Origin of the sequence: Duganella sp. CF517 (assembly GCF_900110275.1) — a bacterium.
Taxonomy (GTDB): Bacteria; Pseudomonadota; Gammaproteobacteria; order Burkholderiales; family Burkholderiaceae_D; genus Rugamonas.
In genome coordinates, this window is the sequence record NZ_FODC01000001.1 from 403,691 (window position 1) to 424,250 (window position 20,560).

Below are 20,560 nucleotides of genomic sequence, written 5' to 3' on the forward strand. Positions count from 1 at the left end.
CCCCTACCCCGGGGGCAAGGCTCACATCGCTGCACGAACTGGACTCCACAGGGCGTCCGACGATCGTCTACGGCCGAACTTATGTGGAATTGTTAGACTTGCCCCCGGAGTTGGAGTCAACGACCGCGGAGTTGCTATTGGGGAAGCGGACGGTGAAGACCGCGCCCCGGCCGCCGGCGCCGTCGCCGATGCTTAACGTGGCGCCGTGGACGACGGCGATGTCGCGCACGATTGCCAAGCCGAGGCCGCTACCATGGGTTTTGTCGTCGAGCCGCACGTAGCGGCTGAACACTTGCTCGCGCTTGGCCGCCGGGATGCCGGGGCCGCTGTCCACGACCGTCAGCACGCCGCCGCCCTCGTCCGCCCGGCATGCGACCGTCACCGCGCCGCCCGCCGGCGTGTAGCGGATCGCGTTGTCGATCAGGTTGTCGATCAGGTCGCGCAGCAGGAAACGGTCGCCGATGATCTCCACCGGCCGCAAAGCGAAACCGATGTCGATCCCCTTGCCCGTGGCCTGGTCGACGAAGGATTGAATCGCGTCCTCCACCAGCTGGTTCAACGCCACCGCTTCCAGCCGCGTCTTTTCGAAATGGTTCGGTTCGGCGCGGGCCAGCGCCAGCAGCTGGTTGGTTTGCCGGATCATGCGCTCGGTGGCCGACAACATCAGCTTGACCGAGTGCGCCGTGTCCGGCTCGGCGTGGCGCGCGCCCAGCCATTCAAGCTGCGTCTTGAGCCCCGCCAGCGGCGTGCGCAGCTGGTGCGCGACGTTGGCCAGGAAGTCCTGCCGCGCCCGGGCGCCGTCGCCCACCTTGTCCAGCAGGCCGTTGAGGGCCGAGACCACCGGCTCCAGTTCATACGGCACGTCGGCGATGGCGATCGGCGCGAGGTCGTCGCCGTCGCGCGCGTTGAGGCCGGCGCGCAGGCGGTTCAGCGGCCGCAGTCCGTTGCTGACCGAGAACCAGATCAAGCCGATGCAGGCGAGCGCGATCAATACTTCCAGCAGCACCAGGCCGCGCACCACGGCGTGCCGCATCTGCACATGCTTGTCCGGCGCCCGGTCGGCGGCGGCCGGCCCCGCCGCCGGACCCGCGGCAGCGCCGGCCCGCGCCGATACCCCGGGCTGGCTGTGGTCGACGGCGATCCGCGCCGGCAGCCACGCCAGCATGTAGGCCAGCGCCCCGCCCGCCAAGTTGATCAACAGGATGGGTACGATCAGTGTTTTGAGCAGGCGCAGCCTGATGCTAGTCATCCGCCCCCCGCGCCGGCGCCAGTTCCAGCATGTAGCCGAAACCACGGATGGTGCGGATCGAGACGCCGGCATCGGCGATCTTCAGCCGCAGCCGCGAGATGTAGACCTCGACCGCGTTCAAGGTCAGGTCGTCGCCCCACGGCAGGATGGCTTCGATGATCTGCTGCTTGGACACCACCCGCGCGCCGTGCTGCAACAGGTATTCGAGCACCGCCCACTCCCGCACCGACAGCTCGACGCTCTTGTCGCGCACCCGCGCCCGCTTGGCCGACAGGTCCAGCGCCAGCTCGCCCAACGCCAGCACCGTCGGCTTGGGCGCGTTGCGCCGCGCCAGCGCCTTGATCCGCGCGACCAGCTCGGCGGTGGCGAACGGCTTGACCAGGTAGTCGTCCGCGCCCAGCTCCAGCCCGCGCACGCGGTCCTCGATGGCGTCGCGCGCCGTCAGCAACAGCACCGGCACCTGGCTGCCGCGCGCGCGCAGCCGGCGCACCACCTCGAAGCCGTCGATGCCCGGCAGGCCGATGTCGAGCACGATCACTTCGGCCTGGGCGGCACGCTGCAGCAGCGCGTCGGCCTGGGCGCCGTCGCCGACCACTTCGACCACCATGCCGTGGCCGCCCAACACACGGCTCAGGCCGTCGGCGAGGACCGTGTCGTCCTCCACTACAAGTACATGCATGTTGTGCGCCCTTCGACTGGGATTTGTGCATTATGCACCGCCGATGAACAGAAACATAGCCGTTGTGTAGGAGCAAACCTACAACCAACCATGTTGCAAGCCTACATTTGTGCGACCGCTCCTCTTATGTTCGCAAACTAACATTCCCCATAAAGTGCTACCAGCACGTCAGATTACCCCCGACGTGATTTGTATAGCCAGAGATTAGTGAGGAAAATATGAACAACACCCAAGTCAACGCAACCGAGAAATCCACCGCATCCACCATGGCGGTCGATACGAAAGAGTTTAAGGTTGCGTCGCGGCCTGTTGTCAGCTACAGCGGCACCCAGCAAAACGAACTGCTGGCCGCGCTTCCACGTGACGTGCTCGAGTCGCTGTTCGAACACCTCGAACTCGTCACCCTGCCCTTTGGCAAAGAACTGTTTGAATTCGGCGGCGCGATGGATTACGTCCATTTCCCCACCACCGCCATCGTGTCGCTGCTGTACGTGATGGAAGACGGCGCCACCACCGAGATCGCCGTGGTCGGCCACGAAGGCGTGGTCGGCGTGTCGCTGTTCGACGGCGAGCGCGCCATGTGCAGCGCCGTGGTGCAGGCCGCCGGTTACGGCTACCGCATGAAGGCCCAGCACTTGCGCGACGCCTTCAACCAGGGCGGCGCCCTGCCGGCGCTGCTGATGCGCTACAACACCGCGCTGTTCGCGCAGATGGCGCAAAACGCCGTCGGCGGCCGCCACAGCTCGATCGAACAAAAGCTGTGCCGCTGGCTGCTGGACCGCCTGGACCGCTCGCCATCGAACGAACTGAAAGTGACGCAGGAAATGATTTCAATCATGCTGGGCGTGCGCCGCGAGAGCATCACCGCCGCCGCCGGCAAGTTGCAGGAGGAAGGCTTGATCACCTACCGCCGTGGCAACATCACCGTGCTTGATCGCTCAGGCTTGGAGGATTATGCGGGTGAGTGCTATAAGGTGGCGAAGACCGAATATGATCGTCTTCTGGTTGATGTAGCACGCTGTTAAGCACGTCGGTGATGGAACTGGGCAGCGGCGGCAAAGGTGCCGGCGCTGGCGCGGCCGCCGTCATCATCGCGTCGACCGTCTGCGGCTGCATGCGGCGCTCCTGTCCCGGCGCCGGCGCCGCCGGACTCGGCGTCACCCCACCATCACTCTTGCGCAGCGGAATGGCGACCTCGATACAGGTGCCCGTATCGTTGCGTCCGCGGCGTATCGTCATCGTCCCGCCCAGCAGCAAGGCGCGCTCGCGCATGCCCAGCAGGCCGTGCGACATCGGCTTGACGATGTTGTTGGCGTCGATGCCGATGCCGTCGTCGATAATGCGCAGCATCAATGCTTCCTGATTGCGGTTCAAGGTGACCGTCACGCGGCTGGCCTTGGCGTACTTGCGGATATTCGTCAGCGATTCCTGCACGATGCGGAACAGGGCGATCGACAGGTCGCCGGAGTCGCGGCCCAGCGCCTCGATATCGGCGGCGACGTCGCAATCGCAGCGCACCTGCGCCATGCGGCTGAATTCGTCGCAATAACTTTCGATGGCGGCGCACAGGCCGAGGTTATCCAGCAGGCTCGGCCGGAGATTCTCGACGATGCGGCGCTTCATTTCCACCGCCTCCATCAAGGTGCCGCGCGCGCGCTTGAGCTGGGCGGCCAGCTCAGGCTGGTTCTTTTGCAACTGGTGGGTGACGGCCGCGATGTCCATGCTGATCGACGTCAGGAAGGCGCCCATCTCGTCGTGCAGCTCGCGCGAGAGCCGGACCTTCTCCTCCTCGCTGATACTGATCAGGTGGCGCGACAGCACGGATAGCTGCTCGGTCCGCTGCTCGACCTGGGTTTCCAATGTTTCGTTGGCGGCCTGCAGCGCGTGCTCGACCTGGGCCCGGTTGGCGAAGCTGCGCCGCACCAGCTGGTAGAACATGATCAGCACCACGATGGCGACGGCGTTGATGCTCATGCCGAGCAACACCGCCTTTTGATATTCCTGATAGAACATGGCGCTGCGCGTGGCCATGGTTTCGTTCTGCTCCTGCTCCATGATGACGACCTGCAGGCGGATCTCGTCCATGCTGCCGCGTCCGTCGCTCAGTTTGGCGATCTTGACGATTTCGTCCAGCCCGCCTTCGCGGTAGACGTCGATCGCCTGGCTGACGGTGGTCAGGCGGCGGCGCACCAGGGTTTGCAACTGGGTCAGATTTTTGAGCTGGGTCGGATTATCGGCCAGCAGCTTTTGCAGTTCCTTGAATTCATGTTCGCTGTCGACCAGCGCGGTGCGGGTCGGCCCCAGATAGGCGTCGCTGCCGGACAGGAAATAGCCGCGCATGCTGCTTTCGGCGTCGAGCACCAGCACGTTGAGGTATTGCAGGCGGTCGGCCACGCGCGCGCTCTGCCCCAGCAGCACTTGCGCGCCGCGCAGGGCCTGCAAATTGTAAAACAGGCTGAAGCCGTTCACGATCAGCAGCAGGGCGCAGGTCACGCACAAGACGGTCTTGTAGAGCGGCAAACGGTGATGCGGCGCTGTTTCCACAGTGAAATACATCCACTTCCTTCGCGGGGGTTAAGTCAGTCAGGCAACACGCCAGCTGGCTAATTATAGTCCGTTAGGGAAATAGATGCAGCAGCTGCGCACCCGAAGAGTGCGCAACTGTATCCATTAAGCAATAGGTCTCAGGACGAGAGCGGCTTGCTTAATTTCAATCAAGCAAGTTATTTTTCATTGCGTAATATGTTAAATCGCTGTTCGACTGCATCCCCATCTTTTCCATGATGCGGGTGCGGTAGGTGCTGACGGTCTTGATGCTCAATGACAACGCCACACCGATATCGGACACCGTCGCGCCGCGCGCCAGCCGCAGGAACACCTGGAACTCGCGGTCGGACAACTCGGTGTGCAACGCCGTATTGGGATCGCGGTCGAAGCTTTGCGCCAGCAGTTCGCCGACGGTCGAGCTGACATAGCGCCGCCCCTGGTACACGGTGCGCACGGCGGTGATCAGCTCGTCGGCCTCGCACTCTTTGTTCAAATAGCCGTTGGCGCCCATTTTGAACAAATTCAGCGCGTACTGCTGCGCCGGATATCCGGACAGGATCAGCACCGGCAGATCGGGCTGCCCCTGGCGGATCGTGCGCAAGGTATCGATGCCGCTTTGATCCGGCATGGCGATATCGAGCAGCAGCACGTCGCAAATCTCACGGCGAGCGATATCGAGCGCTTCACGCCCGGTGCCGGCTTCCGCGACCACGTCGAAGTCGTCCGACGCCGAAAAAATCTGTTTAAATCCTGCTCTTACTATCTGATGGTCGTCACAAATGGCAACGCGTATCATTGTTTCCCCTCGTCTTGTCCGGCTCGCGCCCTCGGGCACGCCGGACTTCACGCCACCGTGTATATCAGCGTCGCTGATAAATGAATAATATTGAAAGTATATCAGGAATTAGCTTCTTGCCACGCCTTGTGCAGCAGTGCGCGCACTAGTCTTGCTGGAGCAGACTCAGGATGGAAAGCAGTTCGCTGCGTATCATTTCGCGGTCCAATGGAGCGGGAACGGCTTTCGCCTCTTCGCCGAAACCGCCATCATACTCCGCCGCCGCGCCATCGACGGCACGGCTGTCGAGTTTATTGCGCGCGCCGCTGATGGTGAAGCCCTGCTCGTACAACAGCTCGCGGATGCGGCGTATCAGCAGCACCTCGTGGTGCTGGTAATAACGGCGGTTGCCGCGTCGTTTGACGGGTTTGAGCTGGGTAAATTCCTGCTCCCAGTAACGCAGCACGTGCGGCTTGACGCCGCACAGCTCGCTGACCTCACCGATGGTGAAGTAGCGCTTGGCAGGTATCGGCGGCAGCACGACCAGTTCGGACTTGGCGAGGCGATCGTTCATCACTAATCAGCTCCCACTCAGGCCGCACGCGCCATCGGATTGGTCTCCTCGACCATGCCCTTGAGTTTTTGGCTCGCATGGAAGGTCACGACGCGGCGCGCCGTGATCGGGATTTCCTCGCCGGTCTTGGGATTGCGGCCGGGACGCTGCGGCTTGTCGCGCAGCTGGAAGTTGCCGAACCCGGACAGCTTGACGGCTTCGCCACGCTCGAGCGCGTTGCGGATCTCGTCGAAGAAGGTTTCCACCATGTCCTTGGCCTCGCGCTTGTTCAAGCCAACCTGTTCGAACAGCAGTTCGGCCAGCTCCGCCTTGGTCAGCGTGGGCAAATCTTTTTCCGCATCCTGGCGTACCTTGGCGACCTGCATGGCCCGATGCAAATCGGCAGCCAATGCGGATTGGAGTACGGCGGAATCAACGTCGTTGTTATTAATTTTCCTGCCCTGCCTTATCAAAGAACGAATGAGTCCGGCCTGTGCCGGACTCCCGAACGATCAAAAAAAACAAAATCGATGGCCCTGGCGGCCGCTCACGTGCGCAAGCGGGCGCCGTGCTTTTGCTTGGCCGCATCGCCTGCCGCGGCCATGACGGCCTCGACAACATCGTCCTGCAGCGTGTTTTGAGTATCTTGCAAGCTAAAGCGGAAAGCAAGCGATTTTTCGTCCTGCTCCAAACCTTTTCCACGATATTCATCAAACAAAACAATGGCTTGCACGATCTTTCCTTGCGGACTTGCTTGCACGGCAGCATTAAATGCGTCCAACAAATCCTGCGCGGGAACGTCTTGCTTGACGACCACAGCCAGATCGCGCGTGGCGCCGGGGAACTTGGAGATCTCGGCGTATTCTGGCACGGATCGTTGCTGCAAGGCAACCGCATCCACCTCGAACACGACCGGTGCCTGCGGCAGCTCGTACTTCTGCATCCAGCGCGGATGCAGCTCGCCGATGAAGCCGATCACCTTACCATCGAGCAGCACCTGCGCCGAGCGGCCCGGATGCAGCGCCGGATGTTCGGCCTTGACGAAACGCAGTTGCAACGGCGCGAACAGGTGCTCAAGGTCCGCCTTCAGGTCGAAGAAGTCGACCGCGCGGCTGTCCTGGCCCCACTGTTCGTCCGCCACGGTGCCGTAGGCGATCGCGGCGACGCGCTTCGGCTGCTGGTAGCCGGCCACCGTCAGCGGACCGTCCGGCACGCCGTCGTCGCGCTGGTAGATGGCGCCGACTTCGAACACGCGCACGCGGTTGGTCTTGCGGTTGAGGTTGTAGCGCACGTTGGCGACCAGGCTGCCGACCAGGGTCGAGCGCATCACGCTCATCTGGCTGGCGATCGGGTTTTGCAGCTTGATCGGATTGGTGTTGCCGCCGAAGTCCTGCTCCCACGCCGCGTCCACAAAGCTCATGTTGACCACTTCCTGGAAGCCCAGGTCGGCCAGCTGGTGGCGCACGGCGAACAGCGAACGGGTGTTTTCCGGCGCGATGATCATCGTGTTGGCGGCCACCGGGGCCACCGTCGGGATGTTCTCGAAGCCGTACACGCGCGCGACTTCCTCGATCAGGTCTTCCTCGATTTCGATGTCGAAGCGGTAGCTCGGCGCGGTCACCGCGAACACGCCGTCTTCCAGGGTGAACGGCAGCGCCAGGCGGGTGAAGATGTCGGCCACGGTGTTGTCGTCGAGCGCCACGCCGATGACCTTCTGCGCACGGGCGGTGCGCATTTTGACCGGTGCGCGCTGCGGGATGTTGACGATCTGGTCGTCGACCGGGCCGACCTGGGTCGCCGCCGTGCCGCAGATTTCGATCAGCAGCGAGGTGATGCGCTCAAGGTGCTCGACCGTGGTCGCGTAGTCGACGCCGCGCTCGAAGCGGTGCGCCGCGTCGGTCGAGAAGTTGTACTTGCGGGCGCGGCCCTGGATGGCGTTCGGCCACCAGAACGCCGCTTCCAGGTAGATCGATTCGGTTTCCAGCGAGACGGCGGTGGCGTCGCCGCCCATGATGCCGGCCAGCGATTCGATTTCCTGGTCGTCGGCGATCACGCCGACCCATTCGTCGACGCTGACGGTGTTACCGTTCAACAGCTTCAGGGTTTCGCCGGCCTTGCCCCAGCGGACGTCGAGGCCGCCGTGGATCTTGGCCAGGTCGAACACGTGGCTCGGACGGCCCAGTTCCAGCATGACGTAGTTGGAAATGTCCACCAGCGCCGACACCGAGCGCTGGCCGCTGCGCTCGAGGCGCTGCTTCATCCAGTCCGGCGTGGCGGCCTTGGCGTTCAGGTTGCGGATCACGCGGCCGGAGAAACGGCCGCACAGGTCCGGCGCCGAGATTTTCACCGGCAGCACTTCGTCACTGTTGACGACGGCGTTGCGGAACTGCGGCGCGTGCAGCGCCACGCCGGTCAGCGCCGATACTTCGCGCGCCACGCCCAGCACCGACAGGCAGTCCGCCTTGTTCGGGGTCAGCTTGATGGTGAACTTGAGGTCGTTTAGCGCGTAGTAGTCGCGGAAATTCTTGCCGACCGGCGCGTCGTCCGGCAGCTCCAGCAGGCCGCCGCCCTCTTCCGACAATTTCAGCTCCTTGGCCGAGCACAGCATGCCCTGCGATTCGACGCCGCGCAGCTGGCCGACCTTGATCTCGAACGGCTTGCCGTCGGCGCCCGGCGGCAGCACGGCGCCGGCCATCGCGCACACGACCTTCAGGCCGGGACGCACGTTCGGCGCGCCGCAGACAATGTTGAGCAAGGTGCCGGTGCCGACGTCGACCTGGCACACGTTGAGGCGGTCCGCGTTCGGATGCTTGGCCATGTCGCGCACCAGGCCGACGACGACGTTCGAGAACGGCGGCGCGACCGGTTCGACTTCTTCCACTTCCAGGCCGGACATCGTCAGCAGGTGGGCCAGTTCGTCCGAAGTCATCTTCGGATCGACCATGGTACGGAGCCAGTTTTCGGAGAATTGCATAATCAAGCCTTCAAAGAGTGTCCAGCGGGAGCGCTTGCCTTGCCGGCCGCGCTCGACCGCCCGTATGATTCGTGAGCTGAACCCGTTAGTTAAACTGCTTCAGGAAGCGCAGGTCGCCTTCGTAGAACAGGCGCAGGTCGCTGACGCCGTAACGCAGCATCGTCAGGCGCTCGAGGCCGGAGCCGAACGCGAAGCCGATGTACTTTTCCGGGTCCAGGCCGAAGTTGCGCACCACCGACGGATGCACCTGGCCCGAGCCGGAAATTTCCAGCCAGCGGCCCTTCAGCGGTCCGGAGCCGAAGGCGATATCGATCTCGGCCGACGGTTCGGTGAACGGGAAATACGACGGACGGAAACGCACCTGCAAGTCGTCGGTCTCGAAGAAGGCCTTGACGAAGTTCAGGTACACGCCCTTGAGGTCGGCGAAGCTGATGTTTTCGGCGATCCACAGGCCCTCGACCTGGTGGAACATCGGCGAGTGCGTGGCGTCGCTGTCGACGCGGTAGGTGCGGCCCGGCGCGATCACCTTGATCGGCGGCGTGTGGCTGCGCGCGTAGCGCACCTGCATCGGGCTGGTGTGCGTGCGCAGCAGCAGCGGCTTGCCTTCGCTGTCGTTGCCTTCGATGTAGAAAGTGTCCTGCATCGAACGGGCCGGATGGTTCTCCGGGCTGTTCAAGGCGGTAAAGTTGGTCCAGTCGTTTTCGATCTCGGGGCCGTCGGCCACGTCGAAACCGATCGAGCGGAAGATTTCCTCCACACGTTCCCAGGTGCGCATCACCGGGTGCAGGCCGCCGCCGGCGCGTCCGCGGCCAGGCAGCGAGACATCGATGGCCTCGGCGTTCAAACGGGTTTGCATCTGGGCGTCGGCCAGCGCGTCGCGCCGGGCCGTCAAGGCCGCTTCAATTTGACCCTTGGCCGCGTTGATCAGGGCGCCCTGCGCCTTGCGTGCCTCGGGGTCGAGCTTGCCCAGACCCTTCATCAATTCGGTGATCTGGCCGGTCTTGCCCAGATATTTGGCTTTGGCATTTTCCAGCGCGGCGGCGTCATCTTGCGCGGCCGTGAAATCCTGCACTGCTGAGGCGACGAGTTGTTCCAGGGAGTCCATGCGTTTTTCTTATCCTCAATCAAAAACGGGGCACAGGTCTAGACCTTTGCCCCGTTCCCACCACCGGCCCGGTAAGGGGCCAGCGATCAACAATCAATGCTTACGCAGCGATTTTTGCTTTCACAGCGTTGACAATCGCGGCGAAGGCCGGCTTGTCCATCACTGCCATATCGGCCAGAACCTTACGGTCCAGTTCGATCGAAGCTTTTTTCAGACCGTTCATGAACACGCTGTACGTCACGCCATGCTCACGGGAAGCGGCGTTGATACGGGCGATCCACAGGCGGCGGAAGACGCGCTTCTTGTTACGACGGTCGCGGTAAGCGTATTGGCCAGCGCGCATGACTGCTTGCTTGGCAACACGGTAAACCTTGCTGCGACGACCACGGTAACCTTTGGCCAGGTTTAAGACTTTTTTATGACGGGCACGAGCTGTAACCCCACGTTTTACTCTAGGCATAGTAACTCCTTAAATTGAGTGTGAGATTAAGCGGATGGCATCATGCGCAGGACGGATTTCACGTCAGCCGCATCGACATTCGTGATACCGCGCAATTGGCGCTTCGACTTGGTGGTTTTCTTGGTCAGAATGTGGCGCTTGAACGCGTGACCACTCTTGACGGTACCACCTGGACGCACGCGAAAACGTTTCTTCGCGGAGCTTTTGGTTTTCATTTTTGGCATAGCAATCTACCCTTGGGGTAGCTCCATATCAAACAGGATTGCAGGTGGTGACACGACGTCACACTTAGATGCCTGCTTTCACTTGTTTTTGCAGCGGATGCGAGTCCACTACATTACAACAGCCGGCAATTATAGACCACTTGCGGCAAATCTGCACCACAAATTACCAGGGGCGCCCGAAAGCGCCCCTGGTCGATCCATACGCGACGGATTTACTTCTTTTTCTTAGGAGACAGCACCATGATCATCTGGCGGCCTTCCATCTTCGGGAACTGCTCGACCTGGCCGTACGGCTCCAGATCGGCTTTCAGACGTTCCAGCATGCGGAAGCCAATATCCTGGTGCGCCATTTCACGACCGCGGAAACGCAGCGTGATCTTGGTCTTGTCGCCTTCATCAAGGAACTTGATGAGGTTACGCAGCTTGATATTGTAGTCACCATCATCGGTACCCGGACGGAATTTGACTTCCTTCACGGCGATGATTTTCTGTTTCAATTTAGCTTCGTGAGCCTTTTTCTGCTCCGAATACTTGAATTTGCCGTAGTCCATCAAACGGCAAACCGGCGGTACCGCCGTTGGCGCGATCTCGACCAGGTCGACATTGGCCTCTTCCGCCAGGCGGAAGGCTTCGGCCAAAGTGACGATACCGAGCGGCTCGTTCTCGACCCCACTTAAACGCATTTCAGGGGCAGTGATTTCGCCGTTGATGCGATGCGACTTGTCAGTAGCTATGGTGATTCCTTTTAAAATCTAATGGTAAGGCCAGTGCGATCAGGCTTTATTGGCGACGTCTTGCTGGAGTCGCTCGATCAGGGCATCGACGGACATGACGCCCAGATCGACATTGCCCCGTGCCCGCACGGCCACGGTGTTGGCATCCCGCTCTTTATCGCCGATTACAAGGATGTAAGGCAGTTTTTGGACGGAATGTTCACGTATTTTATAGGTTATTTTCTCGTTGCGCAAATCGCTCTGCACGCGGAACCCGCTGCGGCGCAGCTTTTCCGTGACCTGGCCCACATATTCGGCCTGCGCGTCGGAGATGTTCAGCACCGATACTTGCACCGGAGCAAGCCAGGTCGGCAGCGCGCCGGCGTAGTTCTCGATCAGGATGCCGATGAAGCGCTCCATCGAGCCGACGATCGCCCGGTGCAGCATGACCGGCACCTGGCGGGTGTTGTCGGCGGCGACATATTCGGCGCCCAAACGCTCCGGCATGAAGAAGTCGACCTGCATCGTGCCGACCTGCCATGGGCGGCCCAGCGAATCCTTCAGGTGGTATTCGATCTTCGGACCATAAAACGCGCCCTCGCCCGGCAACTCGGTCCAGGTCACGCCGCAGGCGCGCAGGCCGGAGCGCAGCGCGTCCTCGGCCTCGTCCCAGACTTCGTCGGTGCCGATGCGGTTGTCCGGACGCAGCGCCAGCTTGACGTCGATGTTGTGGAAATCGAAGTCCTTGTAGACTTCCATCGCCTGCGTGTGGAACGACACCACTTCCGGCTCGATCTGCTCTTCGGTGCAGAAAATGTGGCCGTCGTCCTGGGTGAATCCGCGCACCCGCATGATGCCGTGCAGCGCGCCGGACGGCTCGTTGCGGTGGCACTGGCCGAACTCGCCGTAGCGCAGCGGCAGGTCGCGGTAGCTGCGCATGTTGCTGTTGAAGATCTGCACGTGGCCCGGGCAGTTCATCGGCTTGAGCGCGTACGAACGGTTTTCCGATTCCGTCACGAACATGTTTTCGCGGTAGTTATCCCAGTGGCCGGTCTTGCCCCACAGGCTGGAGTCCAGGATCTGCGGCGCCTTGACTTCCTGGTAGCCGTTGACCTGGTACTTGTTGCGCATGTACTGCTCGACCTGTTGCCAGATGGTCCAGCCCTTCGGATGCCAGAACACCAGGCCCGGCGCTTCGTCCTGGAAATGGAAGAAGTCCAGTTGCTTGCCCAGCTTGCGGTGGTCGCGCTTTTCCGCCTCCTCCAGCTGGAACAGGTACTGTTCCTGGTCTTCCTTCTTGGTCCAGGCGGTGCCGTAGACCCGCTGCAGCATTTCGTTCTTGCTGTCGCCGCGCCAGTAGGCGCCGGCCAGCTTCATCAGCTTGAACACTTTGATCTTGCCGGTCGACGGCACGTGCGGGCCGCGGCACAAGTCGGTGAACTTGCCTTCCGAGTACAGCGACACGTCCTGGTCGGCCGGAATCGACGAGATGATTTCGGCCTTATAGTCTTCGCCGATCGACTTGAAGTAGGCGACGGCCTCGTCGCGCGGCAGCACCTTGCGGGTGACCGGCTCGTCCTTCTTGGCCAGCTCGGTCATTTTCTTTTCGATCGCGACCAGGTCGTCCGGGGTGAACGGACGCTTGTACGAGAAGTCGTAGTAGAAACCGTTTTCGATGACCGGGCCGATGGTCACCTGCGCGTCCGGGAACAGTTCCTTGACGGCGTAGGCCAGCAAGTGGGCAGTCGAGTGACGGATCACATCGAGGCCTTCCGGGTCTTTGTCGGTGATGATGGCCAGATCGGCATCCTTCTCGATCAGGAAAGAGGTATCCACCACTTTGCCATCGACCTTGCCGGCCAGCGCGGCCTTGCCCAGGCTGGTGGCAATGCTGGTCGCCACTTGAGCCACGGTGACTGGGCCGTCGAATTCACGGGCAGAACCATCTGGAAGGCGGACTGAAAGCATAGTGATCTCCTGTTGGCGCGAGGCCGGTGTAGTTACAGCGGAATTTGATAATAAAAACGCGGACGAAAAAAAAACGCGGGCTAGCCGCGTTTTCTCTTTTTTTGAGCAAAAAGAATCCCGATCGACTAGCGTCACTCCCAAAGCTTGGTAGTAGTTCGCGGTGTCATAACCGGATTGCCTTTCTCGCTCTTACATATGTTCTGGTGGGCGGTGCAGAATTCGAATCTGCGACCCCTTGGATGTCGACCAAGTATTCTAACCAGCTGAACTAACCGCCCGTTGTACTACTGTGCTGCTATTTTACCGCTTTTTACTGCGCCTTACTGCTCGCATTTACTACCGTACTACGTAATCTGGTGGGCGGTGCAGAATTCGAATCTGCGACCCCTTGGATGTCGACCAAGTATTCTAACCAGCTGAACTAACCGCCCGAAGACCAGCATTATAGAGAGCGATTCGGAGAAAAACAAGGGTATTCATAGGAAACATTTACAAAGCGCACCATGACAGCGCAAGACGCGCCGGGCGGCATCCTTTAAACTGTGGTTTATTGCCATCACCGATAGAACCCATGCAAGCTGAAACCCGCATCAATGCTAGCGCGGCGCAGTCCACCCCGCCGCCGCCCTCGCCTTCCGCCCACCTGCACGAGCACCGCGACGGCGACGCCAAGCACGCGCACTTCACTGTGCAGCGCAGCCAGTCGGTGCTGGCGTGGTCGCTGGCGTTGACGCTGGGCTTCGCCGTGGTCGAGGTCGTTACAGGCTTCATGTCCAACTCGCTGGCGCTGATTTCCGACGCCGGCCACATGGTCACCGACGCCGCCGCGCTGGGGCTGGCGTTGCTGGCGCAGTTGATCGCCAAGCGGCCGCCGTCGGCGCGCCACTCGTTCGGCTTCGGCCGCGCCGAGGCGCTGGCCGCGTTCGTCAACAGCCTGGTCTTGCTGGTATTGGTCGGCTGGATCGTGTTCGAGGCGGCGCAACGCTTCGCGCATCCTGAGCAGGTGCACGGCGCCACGGTGTTCGTCGTCGCCGGCATCGGCCTCGCCATCAATATCGTGCTCGCCTATATGTTGTCGCGGGGCGACAGCAACATGAACACGCGCGCCGCGCTGGTCAACGTCATGGGCGACTTGCTGGGATCGGTGGCCGCGCTGGTCGCCGGCGCCGTCATCTATTACACCGGCTGGATGATGATCGACCCGCTGCTGTCGATCTTTGTCGCGCTGCTGATTTTAAAATCGACCGTCGACGTGCTGCGCGAGTCCTACCACTTCCTGATGGGCGGCGTGCCCGAGCCGATCGACTATCTGAAGGTAGGCGCCGACCTGGAGCAGATCGCCGGCGTGTGCTCGGTGCACGACCTGCACGTGTGGGACATGTCGCCGGGCGAGCCGGCGCTGATCGGCCACGTCGAGATCGTCGACCTCGAGCGCTGGCCGGACATCCTGCACGCGATCAAGGCCATGCTGCTCGACAAGCACGGCATCGACCACATCACCTTGCAGGCCGAGGTCGCGCCGCAGGCATCCCTTTAACAACAGTCCCTGGAACACCATGCACAATTTTGAAAAGCGCCGCGACCGCTACAATCTCTTCGCCGCGTTTGAAAAGCCGCTCGTCAACGTCAGCTTCGAGATGTCCGTGCCGGACTTCCGGCCCTGGTGCAAGGAGCATAGACTGCCGCCGTTCCACTTCTTCCTGTACTGCATACTCAATTCGGTCAAGGAAATCGACAACTTCATGTACCGCATCAACGACGGTGAAGTCATCAAGATCGACGAGTTCTGGGCGTCGTACACCGTGCTCAACAAGGACAAGAATCTCAACTTCGCCTGTTTCGCGATGTCGACGGACTTGCGGGAGTTCGTCGCCCGCAGCCTGGAAGCGAAGGCCGTCGCCGAGGGCAGCGCCGGGATGATCAACTCCGCCAAGGAGCAGTCCGAGCGCGAGCAAAAGAACAACGTCCACATCACCTGCATGCCGTGGTTCAAGCTGACGTCGATCGAGCACCCGATCTACCGGCACGGCGGCTACGACATTCCCTCGCTGGCCTGGGGCAGGTTCGGCGACGCCGACAACGGCAAGATGACGGTACCGTTCTCGGTGCAGGCGCACCATGGCTTTGTCGACGGCTACCACATCCATTTGCTGGCCGAAACCATCGCCGCGCGCGTGGCCGGGATTATCCGGGCATGACGGCCGGGGTTCACGGCGCGGGGTCGATGCGCCGCGGCCTGTCTGCCGCATGGCTGGCGATGGCAATGGGATTGCCGCTGCCGGTGGCGGCGGCCGAGGCGCAGCGGGAATCGCTGGCGGTGGTCGACGATGCCTGGAACACCTTGCGCCAGCAAGCGCGTACCGAGCAGCTGGGCCAGCTGATGGCGGAGGACTTCATGCTGATCAACGCGGACGGCACGGTTCAGCGCAAGCTCGACTATCTGATGTCTCTGGCCGCCCGTCCCGGGTTGAGCAACGCCATCCTCAACGAGGAATCGAGCACCCGGTTCTACGGCGACATAGCCATCATCAACAACGTCAGCACGCAATCCGCAACCGGCGACGGCGCGCCGTGGACCGAGCGCCAACGCGTCACGCGCGTATGGCAATGGGATGGCGCCGCTTGGCTGCTGGTCTCGTCGCACGCGTCGCGCATCCCGCAAACCCAGCTCCCCGGCGCGGGGGTCACCGGTGCGGGGGTCAAGTCTGACATTCGGACACGAAGCCAGCAGTAACGCGCTGGCACCGCTGCGTCCGTGTCCGATTGTCAGACTTGACCCCGGGGTTTTACGTGACCCCGGGGTTTTACGGCTGCGTCCGTGTCCGATTGCCAGACTTGACCCCGGGGTTTTAGGCGCGGCGGGCTTCTTGCACGCCGGTGACCTCGGCGATGGCGTTGAGCGCTTTTTGCAGTTGCGCGGTGGCGCCGATCTCGGCCGTGAAGGTCATGCGCGCGTAGCCTTTGGCGCTTTGCGTGTTGACGCCGACGACGTTGATCTTTTCGCGCGAGAAGATCTCCGAGATGTCCCGCAGCAGGCCTTGGCGGTCGCCCGCCAGGATGAAGATGTCGACCGGGTAGACCGTGTCAGATACCGCACGCCCCCATTCGGTGACGATCACCCGCTCCGGCGCCTTGGCGCGCATTTCGGCGAAGTTCTTGCACGTGGCGCGGTGGATCGAGACCCCCTTGCCGCGCGTGACGAAACCGACGATGCCGTCCGGCGGCGCCGGCTTGCAGCACTTGGCCAGCTGCGTCATCAAGCCGTCCGTGCCGACCACCAGCACGCCCGACTTGGCGCCCTGGTCGACGCTCGACGCCTTGCTCTTGCCCAGCACCACCGCGTCTTCCTGCTCGACCGGCTCGCCGGTGTCGTGCAGCGCGTGCTCGACATGGCGCAGGCTGAATTCATCCTTGCCCACCGCCAGGAACAGGTCGTCGACCTTGGCGAAGCCGAGCTTGTTGGCCAGCGCTTCCAGGTTGACCGCCGTCTTGCCTTCGCGCTGCAGCGATTTTTCCACCATCGCGCGCCCGTGCGACAAGGTTTCCTGCATGTCGATGGCGTGGAACCAGGCGCGGATCTTCGAGCGCGTGCGGGTGGCGACCGTGTATTCGTCGCTGAGCCAGTCGCGCGACGGCCCGGCCGTGCCGGGCGCGCCCTTGGCGGTGATGATCTCGCAGGTCTGGCCGTTTTTCAGCGGGGTGTTCAGCGGCACCATGACGCCGTCGACGCGGGCGCCACGGCAGCGGTGGCCCACATCGCTGTGCAGGTGGTACGCGAAGTCGACCGGCGTGGCGCCGACCGGCAACTCCAGCACCCGCGCCTGCGGCGTCAGCACGAAGATGCGGTCGTCCAGCGCGGCCGACTTGAGCTTCTCGACCCATTCGCGCTGCTGCTCCTCCTGCCCGACGACGGCGTCGGCGACGTCGGTTTTCCATGCCAGCAGCTGGCGCAGCCAGGCGATCTTTTCGTCGTACTTTTGCCCGGCGAAGTTGGAGCCGCCCTCCTCCTTGTAGCGCCAGTGCGCCGCCACGCCGTATTCGGCGAAGCTGTGCATCTCTTGCGTGCGGATCTGCACTTCCAGCGGGCGGCCGTCCTCGGCCGTCACCACCGTGTGCAGCGACTGGTAGCCGTTCGGCTTCGGACGCGAAATGTAGTCGTCGAATTCCTTGGGGATCGGCGTCCAGATGTTGTGCACCACGCCGAGCACCGTGTAGCAGGTCTTGACGTCGGCGACGATCACGCGGAAGGCGCGCACGTCGTACAGGTCGGTGAAGTCGAGCTCCTTGCCCTTCATCTTGCTCCAGATGGAGTAGATGTGCTTGGGCCGGCCGAACACCTCGGCCTGGATGCCGGCGGCCGCCATTTCCGATTGCAAGCGCGCGATGGCGCTGGTGACGAAGCCTTCGCGCATCATGCGCTTTTCTTCGAGCATCTTGGCGATGCGCTTGTACGCCTCCGGCTCGATGAAGCGGAACGACAAATCCTCCAGCTCCCACTTCAGTTGCCAGATTCCCAGACGGTTGGCCAGCGGCGCGTACAAATCGAGGGTTTCGCGGCCGTAGGCGCACGTCATGTCGTTGAACAGTTTGATGTCGGCAAAGTAGCGCAAGGTCGTCACGCACGAGGCCAGCCGCACCAGCACCACGCGCATGTCGGACGCCATCGCCAGCAGCATCTTGCGCAGGGTTTCGACCTGCGCCACCGCCATCTGCGCGGCGTTGCGCCCGCGGCCCACCGGCACCGGCGACACGCCGCCGTGGCCGCCAGGCGCCTGCGTCAATTCGCGCAGGCGTATCAGCTGGCGCACGCCGGCCACCAGGTCGCCGACTTCCTGGCCGAAGCGCGGTTCGATCACCGCCGCCTGCGCGGTGTCGAGCAAGGTCAGCTCGAACATCAGCCCGGCGATGCGGGTCTCGACGTCGGTGCGCATGAACGACAAGGTGCCGGCCACGCCGATCGAGAACTCCAGCGCGGACTGGCCGCTGGTGCTGACCAGGTCGCCATACGCGGTGCTGGCGAAGTCGAGCGCCGACAGCATGCGCGCGCTGTCGTCGGGCGTGAGCCCCTGCACCAGTTGGTCCGACGTGGCGCTGGTAAGCGCGGTGATTGAAACCATGATGTTCCTAACGCTGCGCGGCGACGATGACGATCTCGACCAGGACTTCCGGATTGGCCAGCTTGGCTTCCACGGTGGCGCGCGGCGGCGTGTGGCCGCTCGGCACCCAGGCGTCGTACTCTTCGTTCATGCCCTCGAAATCGGCCATGTCGGCGATGTAGATCTGGCAGCTCAGGATGCAGGTTTTGTCGCTGCCCGATTCGGCCAGCAGGCGGTCGACGTGACCGAGCACTTCGCGGGTTTGCCCCTTGATATCGAGACTGGTTTCTTCGGCGATCTGGCCCGCCAGATAGACGGTGCCGTTGTGAATTGCCACTTCGGACAATCGTTTGCCTACATGCAGTCGTTTGATTTCCATACTTTTTCTTCTTTAACTTGATTTGGTACGCCGGGCCTATCAGCCAAGCAGGAATTTGCGCGCGATCGCGATCTGATCGTCGTGGATAAAGGTCGGCGCGTGGCCGACGTGCGGGATTTCCACCAGGGTCGCCTTCGGACCGCGCTGCGCCATCAGGGCCGCCGTCTCGCGCGTGAGCAGATCGGAATCGGCGCCGCGCACCAGCAGGGTCGGGCAGGCGATGGCGTCGTAGGCGGCCCACAGCATCGCCTCGTCCATGCCGGCGGACTCGGGGGTCGCCGAGCGGAACGGCAACGACAGCGCCATATCGTAATGGCGCACCCACTTGCCGTCCTTATCCTGGCGCAAGACATCGGTGGCCAGCTTGTGCCATTCCTGGTCGCTGTGCTGGCCGAACGACGCCGAGACGTCGCGCACGAACCGGGCGCCGTCGTCGAACGTGTCGAAGCGCAGATCCTGGCCGATGTAGTCGCCGATGCGCTGCAGCGCCGCCGGCGCCAGCACCGGGCCGATGTCGTTGAGCACCAGCTTGCGGATCGGGTTGTCCTGCAGCGAGGCCAGGCCCAGGCCGATCAGGCCGCCCATCGAAGTGCCGAACCAGTCGACCTTTTGCGCCGGCCCCTGGTCCAATACCCGTGCCAGCAACGTCACCATGTCGCTGACATACTGGGGGATGCGGTACAGCTGCGGATTCCGGAGCCAGTCGGAGCGGCCGCGGCCGACCACGTCCGGGCAGATCACGCGGTAGTCGGCCGCCAGCGCGCGCGCCATGCTGTCGAAATCGTCGGACACGCGCGTCACGCCGTGCACGCAGACCAGCACGTTCGGGTTGCCCGCGTCGCCCCATTCCTTATATGCCATCCGGTGCAAGCCAGCCAACGACAGACACTGAACAGACTTTATTTTTGCTTCGAGCATGCGGCTTCCTTGATGGTTTTTATGTAATGATGTTCTGAAATACCATTTTACCGGGCGTTGCGCTTAAAATCCTACCGAAGTGTAGCGCAGCCAGCCTTTTATCTCCAACCCCGCAGAGGACACCATGACAAACAAGACTTTGAGCGGTAAAACAGCATTGGTCACCGGCTCCACGTCCGGCATCGGATTGGGCATCGCGCGCACCCTGGCGGCCGAGGGCGCCAACGTGCTGCTGAACGGCTTCGGCGACGCCGCCGAGATCGACAAACTGCAGCAGGACCTGGCCAAGGAATTCGGCGTCCAGGTCGCCTATCACAACGCCGACATGTCCAAGCCGGCCGAGATCGAAAGCATGATCGCCTTCGCCGGCGACAAGTTCGGCGGCGTCGACGTGCTGGTCAACAACGCCGGCATCCAGCACGTGGCCAACATCGAGGATTTCCCGGTCGAGAAATGGGACGCCATCATCGCCATCAACTTGACGTCGGCGTTCCACACGTCGCGCCTGGTGCTGCCGCGCATGCGCGCCAACAACTGGGGCCGCATCATCAACCTGGCCTCGACCCACGGCCTGGTGGCGTCGGCCGGCAAGTCGGCCTATGTCGCGGCCAAGCACGGCCTGATCGGCCTGACCAAGGCCGGCGCGCTCGAGACGGCCAGCACCGGCGTCACCGTCAACGCCATCTGCCCCGGCTTCGTGCTCACGCCGCTGGTGCAAAAGCAGGTCGACGCCCGCGCCGCCAAGGATGGCATCAGCAACGACGAGGCGAAGAAGGCTTTGCTGGCCGACAAGCAACCGTCGGGCGAATTCGTCACGCCGGAGGAGCTCGGCGCGCTGGCGGTGTTCCTGTGCGGCGACGCGGCCAAGCAGGTGCGCGGCGTGGCGTGGAACATGGACGGCGGCTGGGTCGCGCAATAAA

Annotated in this window: 20 protein-coding genes and 2 tRNA genes; 5 read left to right on the forward strand and 17 right to left on the reverse strand. The window is 62.5% G+C overall.

The genetic code is table 11. From position 1 onward, the window contains the following. Nucleotides 1-79: 79 nt before the first annotated feature. Complete coding sequence (locus BMX85_RS01585; protein ID WP_090313940.1) at nt 80-1,249, reverse strand: sensor histidine kinase; 1,170 nt, start codon at nt 1,247-1,249, stop codon at nt 80-82. After that, complete coding sequence (locus tag BMX85_RS01590) at nt 1,242-1,928, reverse strand: response regulator transcription factor (RefSeq protein ID WP_090313941.1); 687 nt, start codon at nt 1,926-1,928, stop codon at nt 1,242-1,244. Before BMX85_RS01590 ends, BMX85_RS01585 begins: the two co-directional genes overlap by 8 nt. A gap of 218 nt (nt 1,929-2,146) precedes the next feature. Between BMX85_RS01590 and BMX85_RS01595 the strand changes: the two genes are divergently transcribed. Then, entirely contained in the window at nt 2,147-2,953 is an 807-nt protein-coding gene (locus BMX85_RS01595) for a Crp/Fnr family transcriptional regulator (RefSeq protein ID WP_090313942.1), read from the forward strand. Here BMX85_RS01595 and BMX85_RS01600 read toward each other — a convergent pair. From BMX85_RS01600 to BMX85_RS01655, 12 genes are all read right to left on the reverse strand, one after another. After that, a complete protein-coding gene (locus BMX85_RS01600; protein WP_090313943.1) occupies nt 2,850-4,484 on the reverse strand; it encodes a CHASE3 domain-containing protein in 1,635 nt (544 codons plus the stop codon). The genes BMX85_RS01595 and BMX85_RS01600 overlap by 104 nt on opposite strands. A 154-nt stretch (nt 4,485-4,638) precedes the next feature. Beyond that, on the reverse strand, nt 4,639-5,271 hold the full coding sequence (locus tag BMX85_RS01605; RefSeq protein WP_090313944.1) for a response regulator: 633 nt from the start codon (nt 5,269-5,271) through the stop codon (nt 4,639-4,641). Between the two features lie 145 nt (nt 5,272-5,416). Further along, the gene (locus tag BMX85_RS01610; protein WP_090313945.1) at nt 5,417-5,824 is read right to left on the reverse strand and encodes a MerR family transcriptional regulator; all 408 of its coding nucleotides are present in this window, start codon (nt 5,822-5,824) and stop codon (nt 5,417-5,419) included. 17 nt (nt 5,825-5,841) lie between these two features. Further along, entirely contained in the window at nt 5,842-6,189 is a 348-nt protein-coding gene (locus BMX85_RS01615) for an integration host factor subunit alpha (protein ID WP_008449399.1), read from the reverse strand. 161 nt (nt 6,190-6,350) lie between these two features. Continuing rightward, nucleotides 6,351-8,777: a phenylalanine--tRNA ligase subunit beta gene (gene pheT, locus BMX85_RS01620; protein WP_090313946.1), complete on the reverse strand. Its 2,427-nt coding sequence runs from the start codon at nt 8,775-8,777 to the stop codon at nt 6,351-6,353. 85 nt (nt 8,778-8,862) lie between these two features. Further along, nucleotides 8,863-9,882 carry a phenylalanine--tRNA ligase subunit alpha gene (gene pheS, locus BMX85_RS01625; RefSeq protein ID WP_090313947.1) on the reverse strand — a complete coding sequence of 340 codons (1,020 nt, stop codon included), beginning with the start codon at nt 9,880-9,882 and terminating at the stop codon, nt 8,863-8,865. 100 nt (nt 9,883-9,982) lie between these two features. Next, nucleotides 9,983-10,342: a 50S ribosomal protein L20 gene (rplT, locus tag BMX85_RS01630; protein ID WP_090313948.1), complete on the reverse strand. Its 360-nt coding sequence runs from the start codon at nt 10,340-10,342 to the stop codon at nt 9,983-9,985. Nucleotides 10,343-10,368: 26 nt separating this feature from the next. After that, complete coding sequence (gene rpmI / locus BMX85_RS01635) at nt 10,369-10,566, reverse strand: 50S ribosomal protein L35 (protein WP_026636906.1); 198 nt, start codon at nt 10,564-10,566, stop codon at nt 10,369-10,371. A gap of 212 nt (nt 10,567-10,778) precedes the next feature. Further along, nucleotides 10,779-11,318, reverse strand: coding sequence for a translation initiation factor IF-3 (gene infC / locus BMX85_RS01640; protein ID WP_255372374.1), 540 nt, complete (start codon nt 11,316-11,318; stop codon nt 10,779-10,781). 21 nt (nt 11,319-11,339) lie between these two features. Then, nucleotides 11,340-13,247, reverse strand: coding sequence for a threonine--tRNA ligase (gene thrS / locus BMX85_RS01645; RefSeq protein WP_090313950.1), 1,908 nt, complete (start codon nt 13,245-13,247; stop codon nt 11,340-11,342). A 201-nt stretch (nt 13,248-13,448) separates the two neighbouring features. Then, a tRNA-Val gene (locus BMX85_RS01650) sits at nt 13,449-13,525 on the reverse strand. Between the two features lie 76 nt (nt 13,526-13,601). After that, a tRNA-Val gene (locus tag BMX85_RS01655) sits at nt 13,602-13,678 on the reverse strand. Nucleotides 13,679-13,818: 140 nt separating this feature from the next. Between BMX85_RS01655 and BMX85_RS01660 the strand changes: the two genes are divergently transcribed. The 3 genes from BMX85_RS01660 to BMX85_RS01670 are packed head-to-tail and all read left to right on the forward strand — an operon-like array spanning nt 13,819 to nt 15,981. Beyond that, entirely contained in the window at nt 13,819-14,784 is a 966-nt protein-coding gene (locus tag BMX85_RS01660) for a cation diffusion facilitator family transporter (protein ID WP_090313951.1), read from the forward strand. A 19-nt stretch (nt 14,785-14,803) separates the two neighbouring features. After that, nucleotides 14,804-15,445, forward strand: coding sequence for a CatA-like O-acetyltransferase (locus BMX85_RS01665; protein ID WP_090313952.1), 642 nt, complete (start codon nt 14,804-14,806; stop codon nt 15,443-15,445). After that, the gene (locus BMX85_RS01670; RefSeq protein WP_090313953.1) at nt 15,442-15,981 is read left to right on the forward strand and encodes a nuclear transport factor 2 family protein; all 540 of its coding nucleotides are present in this window, start codon (nt 15,442-15,444) and stop codon (nt 15,979-15,981) included. Before BMX85_RS01665 ends, BMX85_RS01670 begins: the two co-directional genes overlap by 4 nt. A gap of 115 nt (nt 15,982-16,096) precedes the next feature. Here BMX85_RS01670 and BMX85_RS01675 read toward each other — a convergent pair whose 3' ends face one another. From BMX85_RS01675 to BMX85_RS01685, 3 genes are read right to left on the reverse strand one after another with little or no spacing between them, the layout of a single operon-like run. Further along, nucleotides 16,097-18,364, reverse strand: coding sequence for a RelA/SpoT family protein (locus BMX85_RS01675; RefSeq protein WP_090313954.1), 2,268 nt, complete (start codon nt 18,362-18,364; stop codon nt 16,097-16,099). 7 nt (nt 18,365-18,371) lie between these two features. Beyond that, nucleotides 18,372-18,722 carry a RidA family protein gene (locus BMX85_RS01680; protein WP_090313955.1) on the reverse strand — a complete coding sequence of 117 codons (351 nt, stop codon included), beginning with the start codon at nt 18,720-18,722 and terminating at the stop codon, nt 18,372-18,374. A gap of 39 nt (nt 18,723-18,761) precedes the next feature. Beyond that, nucleotides 18,762-19,640 carry an alpha/beta fold hydrolase gene (locus tag BMX85_RS01685; RefSeq protein ID WP_090313956.1) on the reverse strand — a complete coding sequence of 293 codons (879 nt, stop codon included), beginning with the start codon at nt 19,638-19,640 and terminating at the stop codon, nt 18,762-18,764. 124 nt (nt 19,641-19,764) lie between these two features. Between BMX85_RS01685 and BMX85_RS01690 the strand changes: the two genes are divergently transcribed. Beyond that, nucleotides 19,765-20,559, forward strand: coding sequence for a 3-hydroxybutyrate dehydrogenase (locus BMX85_RS01690; protein ID WP_090313957.1), 795 nt, complete (start codon nt 19,765-19,767; stop codon nt 20,557-20,559). Nucleotide 20,560 lies beyond the last annotated feature (1 nt).